The following is a 16,821-nucleotide window of genomic DNA, read 5'->3' as shown; positions in this document are numbered from 1 at the left end:
CTTGGGTCTTCTATTTAGCCTACCTGCCCCATGAAAAAGACGGCTATTTTAATTCTGATAGTTTCTATCTTTTCATCCAATTGTGCTTCTTTTCGTAAAGAAAATCGGATACTCACAAACTATTTGGATGAAAAGGTGCATCCGGAATCTGCTCCTGCAAAAATTGCGTTAGCTCCTGTTTTTATTCCAGTCGGACTGACTTCTTTGGTTTTGGATGTGTTTATAATTCATCCTATTACTGTAATACCAGATGCGATAGAAGATACTTATAAAGTAGTGTGGAAAGATCCATCCGGAGGGGTAGTTTTCCAGGCAGTGGTGTTTCTGCCAAAAATTGCGATCAGTCCCATAGTTTTTATAGTGTCCTTTTTAGGCAGAAGCGGATTTGATATATGAGAGCTGCTAGGTTTCTTCATAAAACATTTGTAGTTTTTTTAATATTCCTTTTGGGATTTTCCAATTGTGCGGTATTCAATCGGAATAATACTCCATTAATCGTAAAGGTAGAAGAGAATTTAGTCCCGGAGGATACCGGTAAGAAAATAATAGCTGCTCCACTCTTTATTCCACTCGGACTGGTTGCAGGTATTCTAGATCTTCTTATAGTCCATCCTATCATCAGAATTCCGGATGCTTTCAACGATACTGTTTCTCTTTTATGGACTCCAAGAGGAAACGGATACGTGACAAATATGGGATTTTTGCCAATATCAATCGTCTTGACTCCTATTGTATTTAGTTTGGATCTCCTTGCTAGAAGTTCCTTTGATATTAACGGTAATGTGGATCGTTCTAGGATTGAATCGAATCCAGTTCCTAAAAAGACAGTCTACGAGGCTTTGGAGTCCGGAGACAGAGCTACCATTTTGGCATTATTGAAAATTCCTGTCCATAATTGGCCTCCAGAATTGAGTCAAAAGGTGATCGAAAGATTTCGTACAGATCCGGAGATCGTTCATTTATCATTGGTTCGTATGGCAGAAAGTTTATCAACGAAAGATGCATCAAAGTACGATTCTTATTTAATTACCTTTTTGAATCAGGACAAAGAAGTGGATCGGGCTCTTGGCAGGTATTTTGTGAAATCCGGTTCTCTAGCAGGAACTTCCGCTATAGTTTCAATTCTTGCTTCCGAAAAAGTCTCTAAGGAAACTGAAGATATTTATATTCGTACGGTTTTACATGCTGATAAAGCGAATCCGGTTGTGGATCTGATAAATTTATATTTTAAGATCGCTGATAAGAAGAGAAAGATCGTTTATGAATTCGAAAACAGGATTAGTCATATATATGCTAATAATCAAGCCAAAGAGTATGAGTCTGGGTTTATTAGTTTATTAAATAAGGACCCAGTGCTGGATGAAATATTATTGAATTATTATGTTCGGATTAAGTCTTCTATAGGCAGTGAGGCAATGATAAAATTATTGGTCTCCGGACAACTTCCGAAAGTCAGTCTGAAAAATTATATTAGTGCGATTTTACAAATAGGCAAAGAAAAAGACGTACAGATTATTTTAGAAAGATTTCCTGCTATTGGAAAATGATCCAAAAATCTATTTCGAATTAAAAACTTCCAATTGATCTGAAATAATCCCCTAGAAGTGCATCCACCTCTTCGAAAGTAGAATATCCCTTAGTCAAAATCCCCCTGTCCAATCCATCTGAAAATACTAAACAAGGAAATCCAGTTACGCCTAAAATATAACCGTAATTGAAATCGTTTCTTGTTTCTAAGAGAGTTTCTTCTCTGTTATATAATTCTTTAAATTCATCTAATGGAATAGAAAGCTCCGAAGCAATCTCCGCATAAGTTTCAAAACTACTTGGGTCCTTTCCTTTAGAATGGAAACTTTCTAGAAGTTTATCTAAAAAAGCGAAAGATAAACTTGGATTAATCCTTTGTGCCGTGATGACTGCTCTAGAACCAGGTTCAGAATCATATTTGATATTTCTATTTTGGAGTATATCGTAGTGGAAACTTCTTTTTGAGATCCTTTCTACTTCTTTCCAAAGGTATTTTAATTTTTCGGTAACATCTTCCGAAAATGTTTCTACTTCGGGTCCGTATTTTAATCCGCCGAGTACTAATGTGAATTCAATTTTGTCTGAATATTTTTCTCTAATCTTTTCGAAAATAGGGGAGAAGCCGTAACACCAGGCACAGATCGGATCGGCTACGTAGAGGATGGAATGTTTGGTATCCGGGCGTTTGAATTCTAGGCTCACAGATAACAGTGATAATTTTTCTTTTATCTTTTCAAACTAAAAAAGGCGGGAACATGTCCCGCCTTCCATTCCTTTTCAAATAGGAGGATTCTTTTTAGATTTCGTTCGGGTGTTTGACGTAGTAGAGCGATAGCCATACTACCCCGAAAAGTACCCCCGCGTAAGCTAGGATCGCAGTTGCGATGTCAATCATAGGAAGAACTGCTGCTATAGGTGTAACTTTAGTCGCAGTAATCTTCGTAGCTTCACCAAGAATTAGGAAAAGACCTCCCAATCCGATTAGGTGATAGCGATTCATCGCATCCTTGGATACTCGGGCAAACCGGGCAAACACAGGAACAGCCAAAAGCGCTAATGCGAAGATGGTCACTGTATCCATGTTCATACCTCCTTAAGGTACTAGGTTAGACCGCTGAGGAGGTTCACACATTTCACAAGGGTTAAAAAATTATTTTAAAAAAACATCATGTAATATAACGAGCGATTAATAATAGTATTAGGACAATAGCTCTTAAGGGTTAAATCATATTTTTATTTTATGTATCACGGAAGTGATGGTTTTTGAAAGTGTGTGACTTTGTATTATAAATTTATAATGTTATGCATTGGATTTATTCCTGTAAAAATCCCGATAGGAATCGGATCCTTGTTAAGGGATACGTTAGCATATTCTTTTTTCTTATATATAAATAGTTGACTTCGTTCTGGCTTCGGACTAGTTTCCGATATATCATATGGAATTATTTTTCAAAACCCGTACTTTGGCAATAGTAACGCTTGGGATCTTTGTGCTGTTTCTTTGCAGCTGTCAGATGACTTATATAAGAATTTCAGCATCTGAAAAAAAGAAATATGAATTTTCGAAAGATCATCCGTTTATACAGACGGATTTTGTCCAGAGTCCCGATTTTGTTCGTATGGAAGGGTTCGCTCACCAGGAGGTAGAACCTCTCATGCTGGAAAACGAACTTAGATTGCGGGAAAATTTCAAAATTATAAACGGGGCAAGGCTTCAAATCAGATATTCTATTGTGCCGGGCAGAAGGGGTGAAATTGCGGGTGGGTCCGCGGTTCTTTGGTTTTTTTCTCTAGGAGCATATCCTTATAGAAGAACTTGGGACAGCATAGTTAGATTTGATTTATACGATCGTTTAAACCAGCAGAACATCAAATCATATTCATATAAAGTAAAATGTACTGAATTTTTCGGTTGGCTTTCTTTAGCATTAGGGCCGGTCATTTCAGTAAGTTCCGGATTGGGTATTCAAGAAATGATTCTATACCAAGAAGAGAATCCTAAATTGGAAGAAAAATTGATCGCGAATTTACAAAAGGCTATTTGGACAGATCTTTCGAATGCACAAATTTCGAAAGTCTTACTATCCAAAGAAATTGTAGGACTTCCTACAGTTGCAGTTTTACCAATTCATATCCGACCTGAAGAAAATATTTCGGAAGATTTGGAACAGGTTTTTCTAAAACAAGGGATTCCTCTTGTGGAACGAAAACCTGAGGCCTTGAAAAGAATATTGGACCAACAAATTTTCGAGAATACCGGTATCGTAAAAGAACCGTCCTTAATCGGCAAATTATTAGGCGCGAAAATACTTTTGAGCGGTAATGTAGAAAGAAATAAGTCCGAAGAAAATTTAAATTTAATTTTACATGAAACTGAGTCGGGTCGGATCCTTTGGAAGAAGGTAGTTCCACTTCAGATTGAAATTTCTGCTCTCAAAAACAGGATTTCCAATGCGATATCAGAAGCTTCTACATTCTTAAGAACCAGATAGAAATGAACCTTTTATGATCCAAATTGGCTAATATCTCCTTTGAGAAACATTCATCGAATCGTAATCTAAAGGTAAAATTTTTTTTGGACCGGAAAACGACGGTCCGTATGTTCGAGATTCAGTGGACGTATTATCCTACTATCTAGAAACCTACGAAGCCTGTCGAAAGGCCTTCTTATCTTATAAAAAGCAGTTAAAATCCAAGTTTGAACGCTTTGACTATGAATGTCTGGAGATCCCAAAAGACGGGGGTCAATTGGATGTTTATTGTTTAGGAGCAAAGAAAAAGCCTGCAAAACGTTTGGTTATAATGAGCTCAGGCATCCATGGAGTGGAAGGATTTGCAGGCTCCGCATTCCAACGTAGATGGATTGAGGAATTCCTACTAGATGATAAAAGCGCTTATAAACTTCCTAAAAATTCTGACTTTTTGATTTTGCATGGGATCAATGCACACGGTTTCAAAAATTTCCTGAGAGTGAACGAAAGGAATGTGGATTTAAATCGTAACTTCGCTTTAAAAAGGGAAAAACTACACAAGAGGTTCAAAAATAAAAAATACAGAAAGATCCAAAGTTTCTTAAATCCAGGGTCCGAGTTTGGCAATTTTCTTTTTGAATATATATTCTTCATTATCAGGTTTTTAGGAGTAGTGATCCGTTTTGGCGCTAAGTATGTTTTGGATGCGGCAGTAAACGGGCAGTATGAATTCCCAAAAGGGATCTATTATGGCGGTAGAAAGCCTGAGCCTGTTGTCAGAGTTCTAAGAAAGTATTTCAAAAAAGTTTTAAAACCCTATGATCGTATTTTGATCTTGGATTTTCATACAGGTTATGGAGCCAAGAATGGACTTAGCCTAATGCATAATGCAGAAGGTGGTTCCAGGACGGATAAAAATCTTAAAAAAGTTTTCGGTGATTTTGGTCTTCTTCTGAATGAAGGAGAGGAGGACTTTTACAGGACCTCAGGCGATTTTACCGATTTTTTCGGAAAAATTTTAGCGAAAGAAAAAGATCTATTCCCTATCACTGTTGAGCTTGGAACATTCGGGAATCTGAATGTAATGGGCGCTATCCGTGGAAGTTTCTTAATGATCAGCGAGAATCGGATCCGATTCCACGGCTCCAAATCCGAATTAGAAGCGGATAAAATAAGAGAAGAATTTAAACAAATGTTCTATCCGAACCGGGAAGATTGGAGACTTGCTGCAATGGATCACGTTTTCGGGATTGTTCCGGAAGCGATAACCAGATTTTCTAAATTATAATTCAAACTGATTGATCGTGAGGATCTTAGATCTTAAACTCGATCCACGATCAATAGAGTAACATCATCTTCGAAATCGGATCTATGGCAATAGGTCCTACATTCCTTAATCAAACTTTCTGCCGCTTCCGCTGAATGTGATTGTGAATGATTTCGAACTGCTAGGGTAAGTAAGTCTTCACTATATCTTCTGGTTCTGTCCGAGTTAGAATGTTCTGTAAGTCCATCTGTGTATAAAACTAATCGATCCTGGGGCTGGAAAGCGGTTACATATTCTTCAAAGAAAAGATCAGGGATCACTCCGACTAATTTTCCTTTCGTTTCTAGGTGTAAGGAACTTCCTTCTGATTTTCTATACAAGATCGGAGGATTATGACCTGCATTCGTATAAGACATTGTATTTGTGCCTGTGTGAATGATCGCATAAAATGCAGTTAGGAAATTTCCGGCTAATTTATTATACAAAGCGTAGTTAAGCGCAGTAAAAAATTTGGAAGGGCTTCCTAATGTTTCAGAATCGAAAGTGCTTACTACGGTATGAATAACTGTCGCTACTACTGAAGCGGAAAGCCCGTGACCTGAAACATCCGCGATCAGAACTGCGCTTCGATTTTCATCTAATTTTAGAATATTATAAAAGTCCCCACCGACATTATCGTAAGGGATATGTTGCACTCCGAATTCTAAACCTCCCACATAAGGAAGACTGGAAGGAAGTATCTTATGCATTACTTCTCTTGCGCGTTTTAGTTCTCTGTCCGTATCCAGAACTTTATGAAATAGGTTCGCATTTTTGATAGTGACACTGAGCCTATTTGCGATCGCACCTAACATTTCTAGGTCCGCATGAGTGAATGCAAATCCTGAATATTTATTGTTTACGCTAATAACTCCCAATAATTCTCCACGGAATAATAAAGGAGCTGAAATCAAAGAGTTTGCTTCGAATTTATACTTAGCACTTTTGTCGTATCTTGGGTCTTCGTCCAGGTTTTGGATAAGTAAGCTTTGTTTTTCTTTTGCGACCCAGCCTGAAATTCCTTCTCCGTAAGGGACCTGTATATTATGGATTGCTTCTTCTGGGATTCCTCTGGCTGCTAGGACCCGTAATACTTCTAACGTAGGGTCTGCTAAATAAATGGTTCCCGCTTTTGCTTCTAAAAATTCGAGTACCTTATCTAAAAGCCAATTCCCTAATTCGTTAATACTCTTTTCTGCGACTGTTAATTTTTCGAATTCGTAAAGTAATCGTAGCTCCAAAACCCTTTTTTTCAGAGTTTCATGAGCTTGAGCATTTTTGATAGCGATCGCAGCCATCTCGGAAAGTGAATTGAGCACTTCTACATCCGAGGCCTCGAAACTTCTGTTATCCGATTTGTTCAGGATTTCCAGAGTTCCGATCACCTTGTCCGCAATGTATAGAGGAACGCATGCAAGTGATCTGGTCCTAAATCCTGTTTTTTGATCCAAGGCAGGATTGAATCTTGGGTCAGTGTATGCGTCTTCAAGTATGATTGCTTTTTTCTCTTTTGCGACCCAACCTGCGATGCCCTGTCCAGGTTCAAGTCTTGCATATTTTTGGACGATTTCTCCTTTTTCGCCCAAAGCAACTTCGCAGTATAAGAATCCGTCCTTCTCCTCTAAAAGAAATAGGGAGCTTGCTTCTGCTTCCAACAGATCTTTGGAATACAGCATGATCAAAGGGAGAAGTTGATAGAGGTCCAGATTTGCGTTTAGGATCGTACTCGTATTCAGTAGACTTTTGTATTTTCTGGCTTCCGAGTCAATGGTGGACATAGATGGGGCAAGACTCTCATGGATCGGGAAGTAAGTCAACGGATTGTCGTTTTCTGTCGGAACAAAATGTGAGAAAGGCGTTTTTTAGAGGAACTCCCTCCCTTTTTTTCGGTCGGATATATGTGTCCTAGGTATGGAGTTCGATTTGCAAAGGTTATTGATTTTTCTCAGTGTTTTTACCGTAATTCTTTTGATAGGTTATTCTTATGCGACCAGTCGTTTGATCGCACCTTTCGAACTTGGAACTTTTCAGATGGTTTCTCTCTGGATCGGAGTGGTTTTTCTGGTCCTTCTCACCCCGAGTGCTTATCTTCTAAGTTTATTTTTTAGAGAAACCGGGTGGCAGAAGTTCTGGGCATACTCCGCGTTTACCACTTTGGGATTTGCGACTATTCTTGTTTCCTTCGTAGTCTTCAAGGATCTGGGAAACTTGACTTGGAAAGGCGTTATCTATCTTTCGGACCTTCTACAATCCAAAAGTATTTCTGTCGCATCAGCCGAAACTCAAGCATTATTAGGATCGGAAAAATTTGGAAGAGGGGATTTTTTAGCAAGATTCTCTTCTTTCGCGCTCTTGGGACTTGCAGGTGGATTGACTGCTTTCGGATTTTACCAGGCTAAAAAAACTCCCATTGTCAAACATGTGAAGATCAAGGTAAAAGATCTGCCTGAAGGTCTGCATGGATTTAAGATCGCACAACTTTCCGATATTCATATCGGGCCTACGATAAAAGGAAATTTTTTAGAGGGTGTGGTCTCTAAAACGAATTCTTTGGAGCCTGACCTCGTTGCGATCACCGGAGATCTGGTGGATGGAACAGTAAACATGTTGAAACACCATGTTTCTCCACTGAAGGATCTGGATTCCAAGTATGGTACATTCTTCGTAACCGGGAACCATGAGTATTATTCGGGAGTGATCGCTTGGATCAGAGAATTAGAAGATCTTGGGATCAATGTATTATTAAATCAGAATAAACTAATAGATCATAATGGTGCTAAGATCGCTGTCGCAGGTGTAACTGATTATAAGGCTCATACAATTATCCCGGGCCATAGGACTGACCCTAAACAAGCTTCTCTCGGAACGGAAGACGCGCATTATAAAGTATTACTCGCTCACCAGCCTAATTCTGTTTTCGAAGCTGCAAAAGTAGGATATGATCTGCAGCTCTCAGGCCATACTCACGGTGGTCAGTATTTCCCTGGGAATGTGTTCATTCATTTATTCCAAAAGTTCGTGGCGGGTCTGAGCAAATGGGAAGATACCCAACTTTATGTGAGTAGAGGAACTGGATATTGGGGACCTCCTTTGAGGATTGGAGCTCCTTCCGAGATCACTCTGCTTGTTTTGGAAAAACAGTCTTAGAACTTTATTGACATTCTGATCTTCCCGGGCTCTCTGTAGGGAATCCGGGATCCAGAATGATCAAAAAAATTTTCAGTTCGATTGCCTTATTCGTTTTCTTATTTTCCTGCTACTTCTTCTTTTCCGATTGTTCCAAACCAAAGCCAAAGTCCAACCCTGAGATCGAAAGATTAAAACCCAAAAAGAAAGCGGATGATAGAGACCAAGACTCTGATATTTCTTCTAGAGAATATTTTGATGAAGACGCAGATGGCAAACCTATAGAAAGAAAACCGGAGCCGAGTCCTGGAATTAATTTAAGATCTTTTGCAAGCGGTTCTCCCGGATGTAAAAAGGGAAATTGCAAAAACGGAGAAGGTGTTTATGTATATGATACCAAAGACGTTTACTCCGGCAGATTTTCAGGAGAGATGAGAGAAGGTTGGGGGACCCTAGCTTATTCCGACGGAGATAGATACGAAGGTAATTGGTCAGAAGATAAAAAATCAGGCGCAGGACGTTATGTGTTTCGAGATGGTTCCGTTTTTAGCGGGTCGTTTACAGCAGAAGGTAACGGAAACGGAAAGTATACCAAGGCAGGTAGAACTGCAAGATGCAGATTAGAGAATAGAAAGCTATTCTGTAAATAATTCTCATTAAACGATAATCCTTTCGGATGAGTTTAAACAAATATTAATAAACGATTGTTCGATTATATTAGATCTCTTTTTTACAAGAGGTCTTGCATTTCAAAAAAAGAAAGATAGAATGTTCCATCGCAGGACGGAGGTCCTTATGGAAAGATGGCATGATTGGTTAGAAACTCATCGGGATTGGTGGATCGATATGGTCCGCGTATATTTGGGCGGGGTTCTGGTGTATAAGGGACTTGCATTCCTTGCAGATACGGATGCGCTTATCCGACTAATGGAATTGAATAATGCTCCTTATGCTTCTACGTTGTTAGCTCATTATATAGTGATTGCTCACATTTGTGGTGGTGTGCTGCTGATGGTAGGACTTCTGACTAGATTCTCTGCGATTTTACAATTGCCTGTACTAGTCGGGGCCGTTTTATTCATCCATGCAAGAGAAGGTTTTGTGTCTGCAGGATCAAATCTGCCATACGCATCCATGATCCTACTTTTACTTTTGCACTTTTCTTTGTACGGATCCGGTCGTATCTCGGCGGATTTTTATATAGAAACACATAAGAGTGTCTAAAGTAAAATTCGTTAGCTCTTTGGACGTATTCTAAAAGAGCTAACGATCTCATTTTGATATCAGACTGGTTCAGACACCTTGTCTAATAAGCCGACCCAATCAGTTCTTTCAGGTTGTCCCGGTTTTCTTTTTCCGAAAAACTGAACGATCAACTCTCCGTCTGCATCATATACTTCCATGGAATGTATAACTCCGTCTTTGGAAGGTTTATCCACGATATAAACTTTAGAGATCAGATCGGATCTTAAATGAAGATTAAATTCCGGATCCAGAACATTCCACCAAGATTCTAAAACCTTAATATTCGTTACTTCTCCAGTGTGGATCTGTATGGATCCAGGATTTCCTACAAAAACCATGATAGGACTTCTTTCCAAGGATGCCATTTCCAACATTCTTAAAACTGCTTTTGGTTCCACGGTTTTAGTGAATTTTCCATTGGCGATCTCCATGGATTGGATCCTGGAAACACCATGTTTTTTTAATAGAGAGAAAAATTCATGGGTGTCCTCGAGTTTTCCCCAATCGTTCAGGAACTCAACCTTAGTTTCCGAGCTGATCTCTTTTTTCTCTGCGACTGTAGTTTCCTTTTTGTTTTCAGAGGAAAATAAAGGGGAGAAGTCAGTAGATCCATTTTTAAATTCGGATCTTAATTTTTCCCAAGCGGATACGTTTGATTTATCTGTAAGGAAAAGTTTGAACATTGCTTCTCCATTTTCATTGAAGAATTGAAAAGATCTTTGTGTGGAATCTTGTTTAGGTTCTTCCACTGCAAATCCGAATTTCCAAATCCCTGGGAAAAGTCTAAGATCAATATCTGTTCCAACAACCAGGATATGTCCGGGACCGGAACTTACTTTTTCGAATATTCCCTTTCTTTCATGTACGCAGGCCTCGTTACGAGTGAGGACCATTACATGTCCTAATTCTCCGAATTTTGCAAATAATTCTCCCCAGTTGGTTTGGAGAGAAGAAACTTGAGGGAATCCTTCTGCTTTTGAAATTTCGGAAGCAGCCAATAATCCGCCTTCCGAGGTTTTGAGTTTGGAAGCGATCTCCCTCATTCTAAGGCGAGGTTGTGTTTCTTTGATCTGTTTCCAATCTTTGATGATATTCTCTATTTCTAACGATTCAGCGATGGACATTTTCTTTGACTCCTTTAGCATCAATTTTATAGGGTAGGCCGTTTGTTTTGTTTGGTTCTGCAGGACCGAGTGGGATGAGGTAATGTCCTCCTTCCGGGAAGGGGACTTTTTTGGTCCTCAATTGGAAATGTTCTAGGACAAATTCCTCATCCAGAATATTCTCCGGAACCCCATCCGATAGTATTTTACCTTCTTTTAATACTGCGATCCGATCAGCGTATCTTAAGGCGAGGTTCAGATCATGAAGTATACATAGAACTCCTCTTCCTTCTTTACTGAGTTGTTTTGCTTTTTCTAATAAAGAATGGATCCTATTCGGATCTAAAGAGGCTCCCGGTTCATCCAAAAGAACATAACTTTCTCTTTGAGTGGGTTCCTTGTCCTGGACTAGGACTCTTGCCATCTGGGTCCTTTGTTTTTCTCCACCGGAAAGTTTATTATAAATTTGGAATCTTTCTCTTTCCCCTAAATGGACCGCATGAAATGCATCTTTAGTGATCTGATCTTCTAACGGTTTAGGAACTCTTAATTTAGAACAGGACCTTCCCATTCGAACAATCTCATCTGCAATAAATGGAAAATGGATCTCCGATTCTTGGGAAAGAACACTTCGTCTTAGCGCTAAATCTTCAGAATCATATTCAGACAAAGGGATCCCATCCAATAGCACCAATCCTTTGTCCGGAGATATTTCTCCTGAGAATAATTTTAATAAGGTGGATTTTCCCGCTCCATTCGGACCGAGCACGATTAAAAGTTCTCCAGGATACAAACTTAAATTGACTCCTGATAATAGAAATCTTCCACCTCTGGATAAGGAAATGTCTGATAATACTAGGCTCATCTGAATTCTCCCTCTCTACGTTTTGCTTGTAAGATTAAGAATAAAAAGAATGGACCACCAATCCCTGCCGCGATGATCCCGATGGGAAGTTCAGAAGGGAATGCGATGGTGCGTGCTGTTAAGTCTGCTATTGCAAGAAGAAGTGCTCCTCCGAATAAGGAAGCAGGTAATAACGTTCTATGACCTGGCCCTAAAACCATTCTTAGAATATGAGGAACGATCAAACCAACGAATGCTATATTACCGCAGATAGAAATACTTACGCCTACTAGTAGACTTGCGAGAACTATGGTAAGATTTCTGATCCTTCTTACCTTAAAACCTGTATGGAAAGCTTCCGCTTCTCCCAATGCTAAAGCATCCAAACCTCTGGCCAATACGGGAAAGAAGAAGGTCACTAAGAGAAGAACGGCGCCTAATAGATAAATTTTATGCCAACTTGCTACTGCCATACTTCCCAAACTCCAGAAAGTAAGGTTCCTAAGTTGTGTATCATCGGCTAGATAAGATAAAAATCCTAAGAGAGAAACTACAGTCGCATTTACTGCTATACCTGCGAGTACCAGAACTAAGGAAAATCCTCCACCTTCTCTTTTGGAAACAATATGTAAGAAGAATGAAACTGAAAGTGCTCCGGCAAAGGCGCATAACTGTAGCAGGAAACTTTCTTTTCCCTTCAGTTCGGCTGGGAAAAATGTAAGTATCTTTTCCGAAAATACGATCCATGTAGAAGCGGCTAATGCAGCCCCAGGACTTACTCCGATAAATCCAGGTTCTACCAATGGATTTCTGAATAATCCCTGTATACAGACTCCTGCGGAAGCAAGACAGGCTCCAACTAACATAGATAATACGAGTCTTGGCATTCTCAAATTCCAAATTAAAATGGAATGTGGGACTTCCAACTCGGACAAGGAATCTTGTCCGGATATTAATACTTTTAGGATCTCTCCCGTAGAAAGTTGAATGGAGCCGAATTTAAGGGAAAGTATTCCAATTCCGAAAAGTCCAACAGCTAACACCGCATATACGAGAATAGGCGGGACTTTACGACCTGTTTTTTTCTTCTTTTCTTCCCCTTTAGTTTTCGTTTCAGGGGAAGAAGTTTCTAGAGAGGATACGATCATTTTTTATCAGGCGTTTTCGGATGGAAAGATTCGAATAATTCCTCAATACCTTGGCCAAGTCTTGGGCCGAAACCTAAAAGAACTAGATCGTCTATCGCAACTACTCTTAATTTTTTCCCGGCAGGGGTATCTTTCACTCCCGGAAGATTGAATACTCCGTCTTTTCCGCCAAGGCTTTCTAAACCTCTGCTTGGAATTAGGATTATATCCGGTTGCGCCGCGATTACTGCTTCAGGGGTGATCGGTTTAAAACCTGTGAAGCCGCTCACCGCATTGACCCCTCCACCTAGGCGGATCATTTCGTCTGCAGGTGTTTCTATTCCGGAAACTTGTGCGAGGCTTGTTCCTCTATGATATACGAATAATACTTTTGGTTTGGATTTTAATTTGGAAACCTTCTCCGCAATTTTGGAATGTTTTTTACGGATATCTTGTACGATCTTTTGGGCTTCTTTTTCTGCTCCGATCTCTTTTCCGATCGCAAGAATATTATTTAGTGCAGGTTCTACTCCAGGTAACCCAGGATAGATAATCACTTTTAAACCTGCGGATTTAAGTTGTTCAATTACTTCAGGAGGACCCGCATATTCTAATCCTAAAATCAAATTCGGTTTTAAAGAAAGAATTCCTTCCGCAGAAAGCATTCTTTGGTAACCTACTTTAGGAAGTGCTACTGCTTCGGGAGGATAAAGGGAAGAAGTATCGTTACCTACAACTAATTTACCTTTTCCTAATGCGAAAACGATCTCTGAAACAGTTCCGTTTAATGTTACAATCCTAAGTTCTTTTGCCTCTGCGAAGATGCTTGCAGGTAAACAGAGGAACAAAGCCAAGGTTATGAGTTTTTTCATATTGGTTCTCCCAATTTTTATTTTTACCGGACCCCCGGTACAGGTGAAGAAGATGGTATCGGAGCCGCAGAATAATCTGCTGGAGCCGAGCCCGCGCTGAACCTTCCATCTATCCCCACATAATAGAATCTTGGTTTTTGCGGATTATAAGTCAGGTCGAACGTGTCTAGAAGGTTGTCCACACCTGCGAATATTTCAAAAGTTCCTAATATTTTTTGTGAAACCCTAATATTCAAATTGGTATGTGCATTCACCATTCTCACACCATAAGTAGGTCCAGTAGTGCAGTACGATATGTTTCTTTCTGTACAATACTCTTGAATCCCACCCGGAATATTTCCGAATAATGCATTGATTGTATTCGTTGCTTGTGTAGTAAGCTGAGCGCTAAGTGCGGAAAATTCAGTAGGCAACTGAGGATCGCACCAAAGTGGATTTTTTTGACAGTAATACGGTTGTTTTCCGAAGATCACTGCGAATAGAGAGAAGCTGAATCCGCTAGGTTGATGATCTATACGTATATTCGCATTCCATCTATGATAACCCCTTCCTTCTAAAGGAAGATTCGTAAGCTCGTCTCTGGTATCAGTATAGGTATAACCACCACCCAAAGAAACATTTTGATGAACCCTAAGAGTTACAGAAGATTCGAATCCCTTTGTAAGAGCTTTTTGGTAATTGGATGTATTAAAGATCTGTAATCCGGAAGCATCTCTAGTAGGGTTAGTTCTGAATCCAATTAAATTATCGATATTATTATAAAAGAAGTTAAAGCTGAACCAAAATACCTTATTCGGTTCCCATTCCCCTCCTAGGTTATAACTACGAGAAAGTTCAGGTTTTAGATCCGGATTTCCGGCTACTCTATAACCCACACCTGGGTTTATGAAATTATAATATAGATCTTGGAAACTGGGAGCCCTGTATCCTAAACCGTTGGCAGCTCTAAAGCGGAACTTATCTGTCACATCATAACGAACCGCTAATTTAGGAAGGACTTGTCCTCCGTAAATGGAGTCATGATCGGAGCGAATTCCGGGAACGATTTGGATCCTTGGAGCGCTGGATACTCTCCATTCGTCCTGCACATAAAAGGCATTTCTTTGTCTTTGAGCGTATCCGTTTTGCGTTTGGTATGGATCAGTTCCCCCGAGAATATCGCTCGCACAAATATTGGGAAAATTTCTCTTACAATCCGGAGCAATCCTTGCAGAGGAAAATTGGTCTATTAATGATTCTGCACCATACGAGATTACATGCCCGTCAGAAATTTTATGATCTAAGCGGGTCCGGAATTCTGTAACTGCGTTATCCAGCTTCTCTCTTCTGTCTTGAGCGTCCGATTTTCTTTGGTCGTATGTATATGTATCAAAAAATCTGGCGTAGTTCGTGTTTACGTTTAAGTTTAGTGTTTTAGTAATTTCCCAATCCGCATTAAGCGCGCCCATGAAGTCATGGGTTTTGTTACTTCTATCGTAAACTGCTTTTGGGGGAACGGCGTCTACTGCGTTTTGGTTTAGATATCTATAATAGAATTGGAATCCTAACTTAAAGGTTTCAGAGATGTCGAAAGTAGTTTTGTTGGAAACGTTGATGTCTTCGAATGCACTACCCGAAGTGGATTCTAAAGGACCCTCATATGGGAGTTTTTTACGATAAATATAAAGTTTTGTCGAAAGAGGAGTGTCTGTTGGAAAAGGGGAATAACTGGGAGAGAGACTTTCTATTCTCCCGTTTTTAGGTCCTAAGGTAGCATCCGGAGTTAGATCGTAACCATCTCCTCTATGCCAACCTGCAGTAAAATTAGTAGAGACTATTCCTTTACGAACCCCTACTGAAGCATAGTTACGGAATTCTGTTCCGGTGCCATAGTAGGTAGGATTTCCTCCCCCCATAAAAGTCCTGAAGTTTGCAGAGTAGGGATCTTTTTGTTCCTTAGTGATGATGTTGATCACACCTGCGATCGCATCCGAACCGTAAAGAGCGGATGACGCACCTTTAACGATTTCGATTCTTTCTATATCTTCCGCTTTAAATCTAGTTAAGTCGATGGAGCCACTGAAACGTCCCGTGGTCCTTTGTCCGTCCACTAAGATCAAAACGTTTTGGCCCGCGAGACCTTGTAAACGAACTGTGGACCCTCTTTCTCCTCCTTGAGCAGGTCGAACCTCGATACCTGGAACGTTACCAAGAGTTTGGGAGATATCTCTCGCACCCATTGCATCTATATCTTTTCTGGTGATCACCTCAGTAGTGATCGTAGAATCTTTTAAAAAACCTTTTCTGCGAGTACCGGTAACGGTGATAATGGAACCTCTATCGTTGTTTCCATTATTAATATCTTTTCCCGTTTCCGGATTTATCTTTGTCTTATCAGGATCTTCTTTTTTTTCTTCCGTCTTTTTTTCAGGAAGAACTTCTCCTTGAGAGAAGATAGGAATTCCTAAAAAACAGAAACCTGAAAATAAAATCAGGTAAAGTGTTCGAAGAATGGAAGAAGGTTTTGTTTTCCTCATCAAAGGTTCTTCCAGGTAAAAGTAGGAAATCCGCTGGTGCCTGCATTGTCGTAATAATCAGTTACCTCTAATCCGAAAAAGGAACCATCTGACCCTTGGATCAAGTATCCTCTTGATTTCGGAGAAAGAATATGAGTGGTTCCGTTGTAATCGTACCAATCCCAGAGAGCAGGGCTTGCATCTTCAGTCGCTGTTCCGAATCCGCCTCCTCCGGTTTGTGACATGAGATCGTCTACTTCCGGAGTACAATCTCCTCCGGTTACAGCGGCAAGGTTTGTATCACCTGCATTAAAACAAGAGCCACCGTTTCCGGAGCCGCTCGTTCCGCTGTTTGTACCTATTACGAATCTTTTAAATTTTAGATCCCAGGTACCGGACTGTGTAGTTTCTACTCCGCCGGCTTTTAGGTCTATATAAGCCCAGCAATTACTTGCAGTTGCATTCACTCTGGTTGTAAAAGTTCCGGAACCGGTTGTGGTTGTATTGCCAGGGGCCTTGATACATCCTCCACCGCCTTCTTCCAATGCGGCTAAAATCGCAAGACCATCGTCTCCTCCGGTGCTAGGCCCGCAGAAAACGGTTAAAGTTGCTATGAGAATAATGAAAATTGAATATACTGCTTTCATTATCGAATCCCCCTTCTTCAAAAAATAATAATTACAGTAGGCGGCCGAACAAAGACCG

Annotated in this window: 16 protein-coding genes; 7 read left to right on the top strand and 9 right to left on the bottom strand. The window is 40.0% G+C overall.

The features are described from left to right. Positions 1–30 precede the first annotated feature (30 nt). Entirely contained in the window at positions 31–396 is a 366-nt protein-coding gene (locus EHO65_RS00745) for a hypothetical protein (protein ID WP_135772344.1), read from the top strand. Further along, positions 393–1,547, top strand: coding sequence for a hypothetical protein (locus EHO65_RS00740; RefSeq protein WP_135772343.1), 1,155 nt, complete (start codon positions 393–395; stop codon positions 1,545–1,547). Before EHO65_RS00745 ends, EHO65_RS00740 begins: the two co-directional genes overlap by 4 nt. 19 nt (positions 1,548–1,566) lie before the next feature. On the opposite strand, the gene EHO65_RS00735 is transcribed toward EHO65_RS00740, so the two are convergent. Next, a complete protein-coding gene (locus EHO65_RS00735; protein ID WP_208743941.1) occupies positions 1,567–2,229 on the bottom strand; it encodes a DsbA family protein in 663 nt (220 codons plus the stop codon). A gap of 94 nt (positions 2,230–2,323) precedes the next feature. Continuing rightward, entirely contained in the window at positions 2,324–2,608 is a 285-nt protein-coding gene (locus tag EHO65_RS00730) for an LIC10816 family protein (protein ID WP_086448304.1), read from the bottom strand. Between the two features lie 574 nt (positions 2,609–3,182). Between EHO65_RS00730 and EHO65_RS00725 the strand changes: the two genes are divergently transcribed. Further along, complete coding sequence (locus tag EHO65_RS00725) at positions 3,183–4,019, top strand: hypothetical protein (RefSeq protein ID WP_135772341.1); 837 nt, start codon at positions 3,183–3,185, stop codon at positions 4,017–4,019. 121 nt (positions 4,020–4,140) lie between these two features. Then, complete coding sequence (locus tag EHO65_RS00720) at positions 4,141–5,286, top strand: M14 family metallopeptidase (RefSeq protein WP_135772340.1); 1,146 nt, start codon at positions 4,141–4,143, stop codon at positions 5,284–5,286. 32 nt (positions 5,287–5,318) lie between these two features. Here EHO65_RS00720 and EHO65_RS00715 read toward each other — a convergent pair whose 3' ends face one another. Continuing rightward, positions 5,319–7,082 (bottom strand): GAF domain-containing SpoIIE family protein phosphatase, encoded by a 1,764-nt coding sequence (locus tag EHO65_RS00715; RefSeq protein WP_135772339.1) that lies wholly within the window; start codon positions 7,080–7,082, stop codon positions 5,319–5,321. A gap of 133 nt (positions 7,083–7,215) precedes the next feature. Here EHO65_RS00715 and EHO65_RS00710 point away from each other — a divergent pair, with 133 nt between their 5' ends. The 3 genes from EHO65_RS00710 (at position 7,216) to EHO65_RS00700 (ending at position 9,654) form a co-directional block, all read left to right on the top strand. Further along, positions 7,216–8,451, top strand: a complete 1,236-nt coding sequence (locus tag EHO65_RS00710; protein ID WP_135772338.1) for a metallophosphoesterase — start codon at positions 7,216–7,218, stop codon at positions 8,449–8,451. 56 nt (positions 8,452–8,507) lie between these two features. Continuing rightward, positions 8,508–9,080: an MORN repeat-containing protein gene (locus EHO65_RS00705; protein WP_135772337.1), complete on the top strand. Its 573-nt coding sequence runs from the start codon at positions 8,508–8,510 to the stop codon at positions 9,078–9,080. A 145-nt stretch (positions 9,081–9,225) separates the two neighbouring features. Further along, on the top strand, positions 9,226–9,654 hold the full coding sequence (locus tag EHO65_RS00700; RefSeq protein ID WP_008595326.1) for a DoxX family protein: 429 nt from the start codon (positions 9,226–9,228) through the stop codon (positions 9,652–9,654). A gap of 59 nt (positions 9,655–9,713) precedes the next feature. On the opposite strand, the gene EHO65_RS00695 is transcribed toward EHO65_RS00700, so the two are convergent. Genes EHO65_RS00695 through EHO65_RS00670 form a run of 6 tightly spaced genes read right to left on the bottom strand, consistent with a single transcriptional unit; the run spans position 9,714 to position 16,763 of the window. After that, a complete protein-coding gene (locus EHO65_RS00695; RefSeq protein WP_135772336.1) occupies positions 9,714–10,799 on the bottom strand; it encodes a hemin-degrading factor in 1,086 nt (361 codons plus the stop codon). Continuing rightward, positions 10,786–11,643 (bottom strand): ATP-binding cassette domain-containing protein, encoded by an 858-nt coding sequence (locus tag EHO65_RS00690; protein WP_135772335.1) that lies wholly within the window; start codon positions 11,641–11,643, stop codon positions 10,786–10,788. The genes EHO65_RS00695 and EHO65_RS00690 overlap by 14 nt, the downstream gene beginning before the upstream one ends. Beyond that, the gene (locus EHO65_RS00685) at positions 11,640–12,770 is read right to left on the bottom strand and encodes a FecCD family ABC transporter permease (RefSeq protein WP_135772334.1); all 1,131 of its coding nucleotides are present in this window, start codon (positions 12,768–12,770) and stop codon (positions 11,640–11,642) included. Before EHO65_RS00685 ends, EHO65_RS00690 begins: the two co-directional genes overlap by 4 nt. After that, positions 12,767–13,621, bottom strand: a complete 855-nt coding sequence (locus tag EHO65_RS00680; protein WP_135772333.1) for a heme/hemin ABC transporter substrate-binding protein — start codon at positions 13,619–13,621, stop codon at positions 12,767–12,769. The genes EHO65_RS00685 and EHO65_RS00680 overlap by 4 nt, the downstream gene beginning before the upstream one ends. Before the next feature lie 23 nt (positions 13,622–13,644). After that, positions 13,645–16,137, bottom strand: a complete 2,493-nt coding sequence (locus EHO65_RS00675) for a TonB-dependent receptor plug domain-containing protein (RefSeq protein ID WP_135772332.1) — start codon at positions 16,135–16,137, stop codon at positions 13,645–13,647. Beyond that, positions 16,137–16,763: an HmuY family protein gene (locus EHO65_RS00670; protein ID WP_135772331.1), complete on the bottom strand. Its 627-nt coding sequence runs from the start codon at positions 16,761–16,763 to the stop codon at positions 16,137–16,139. The genes EHO65_RS00675 and EHO65_RS00670 overlap by 1 nt, the downstream gene beginning before the upstream one ends. Between the last annotated feature and the right edge of the window lie 58 nt (positions 16,764–16,821).

The organism is Leptospira andrefontaineae (assembly GCF_004770105.1).
Taxonomy (GTDB): domain Bacteria; phylum Spirochaetota; class Leptospiria; order Leptospirales; family Leptospiraceae; genus Leptospira_B; species Leptospira_B andrefontaineae.
This window is presented reverse-complemented; position numbering and strand designations above follow the sequence as displayed.

Excerpts from the sequence above, each read along its gene's own strand:
- EHO65_RS00745 (WP_135772344.1), top strand. The coding sequence starts at position 31 with ATGAAAAAGACGGCTATTTTAATTCTGATAGTTTCTATCTTTTCATCC.
- EHO65_RS00740 (WP_135772343.1), top strand. The coding sequence starts at position 393 with ATGAGAGCTGCTAGGTTTCTTCATAAAACATTTGTAGTTTTTTTAATA.
- EHO65_RS00730 (WP_086448304.1), bottom strand. The coding sequence starts at position 2,608 with ATGGATACAGTGACCATCTTCGCATTAGCGCTTTTGGCTGTTCCTGTG.
- EHO65_RS00725 (WP_135772341.1), top strand. The coding sequence starts at position 3,183 with ATGCTGGAAAACGAACTTAGATTGCGGGAAAATTTCAAAATTATAAAC.
- EHO65_RS00715 (WP_135772339.1), bottom strand. The coding sequence starts at position 7,082 with ATGTCCACCATTGACTCGGAAGCCAGAAAATACAAAAGTCTACTGAAT.
- EHO65_RS00710 (WP_135772338.1), top strand. The coding sequence starts at position 7,216 with ATGGAGTTCGATTTGCAAAGGTTATTGATTTTTCTCAGTGTTTTTACC.
- EHO65_RS00705 (WP_135772337.1), top strand. The coding sequence starts at position 8,508 with ATGATCAAAAAAATTTTCAGTTCGATTGCCTTATTCGTTTTCTTATTT.
- EHO65_RS00700 (WP_008595326.1), top strand. The coding sequence starts at position 9,226 with ATGGAAAGATGGCATGATTGGTTAGAAACTCATCGGGATTGGTGGATC.
- EHO65_RS00695 (WP_135772336.1), bottom strand. The coding sequence starts at position 10,799 with ATGTCCATCGCTGAATCGTTAGAAATAGAGAATATCATCAAAGATTGG.
- EHO65_RS00690 (WP_135772335.1), bottom strand. The coding sequence starts at position 11,643 with ATGAGCCTAGTATTATCAGACATTTCCTTATCCAGAGGTGGAAGATTT.
- EHO65_RS00685 (WP_135772334.1), bottom strand. The coding sequence starts at position 12,770 with ATGATCGTATCCTCTCTAGAAACTTCTTCCCCTGAAACGAAAACTAAA.
- EHO65_RS00680 (WP_135772333.1), bottom strand. The coding sequence starts at position 13,621 with ATGAAAAAACTCATAACCTTGGCTTTGTTCCTCTGTTTACCTGCAAGC.
- EHO65_RS00675 (WP_135772332.1), bottom strand. The coding sequence starts at position 16,137 with ATGAGGAAAACAAAACCTTCTTCCATTCTTCGAACACTTTACCTGATT.
- EHO65_RS00670 (WP_135772331.1), bottom strand. The coding sequence starts at position 16,763 with ATGAAAGCAGTATATTCAATTTTCATTATTCTCATAGCAACTTTAACC.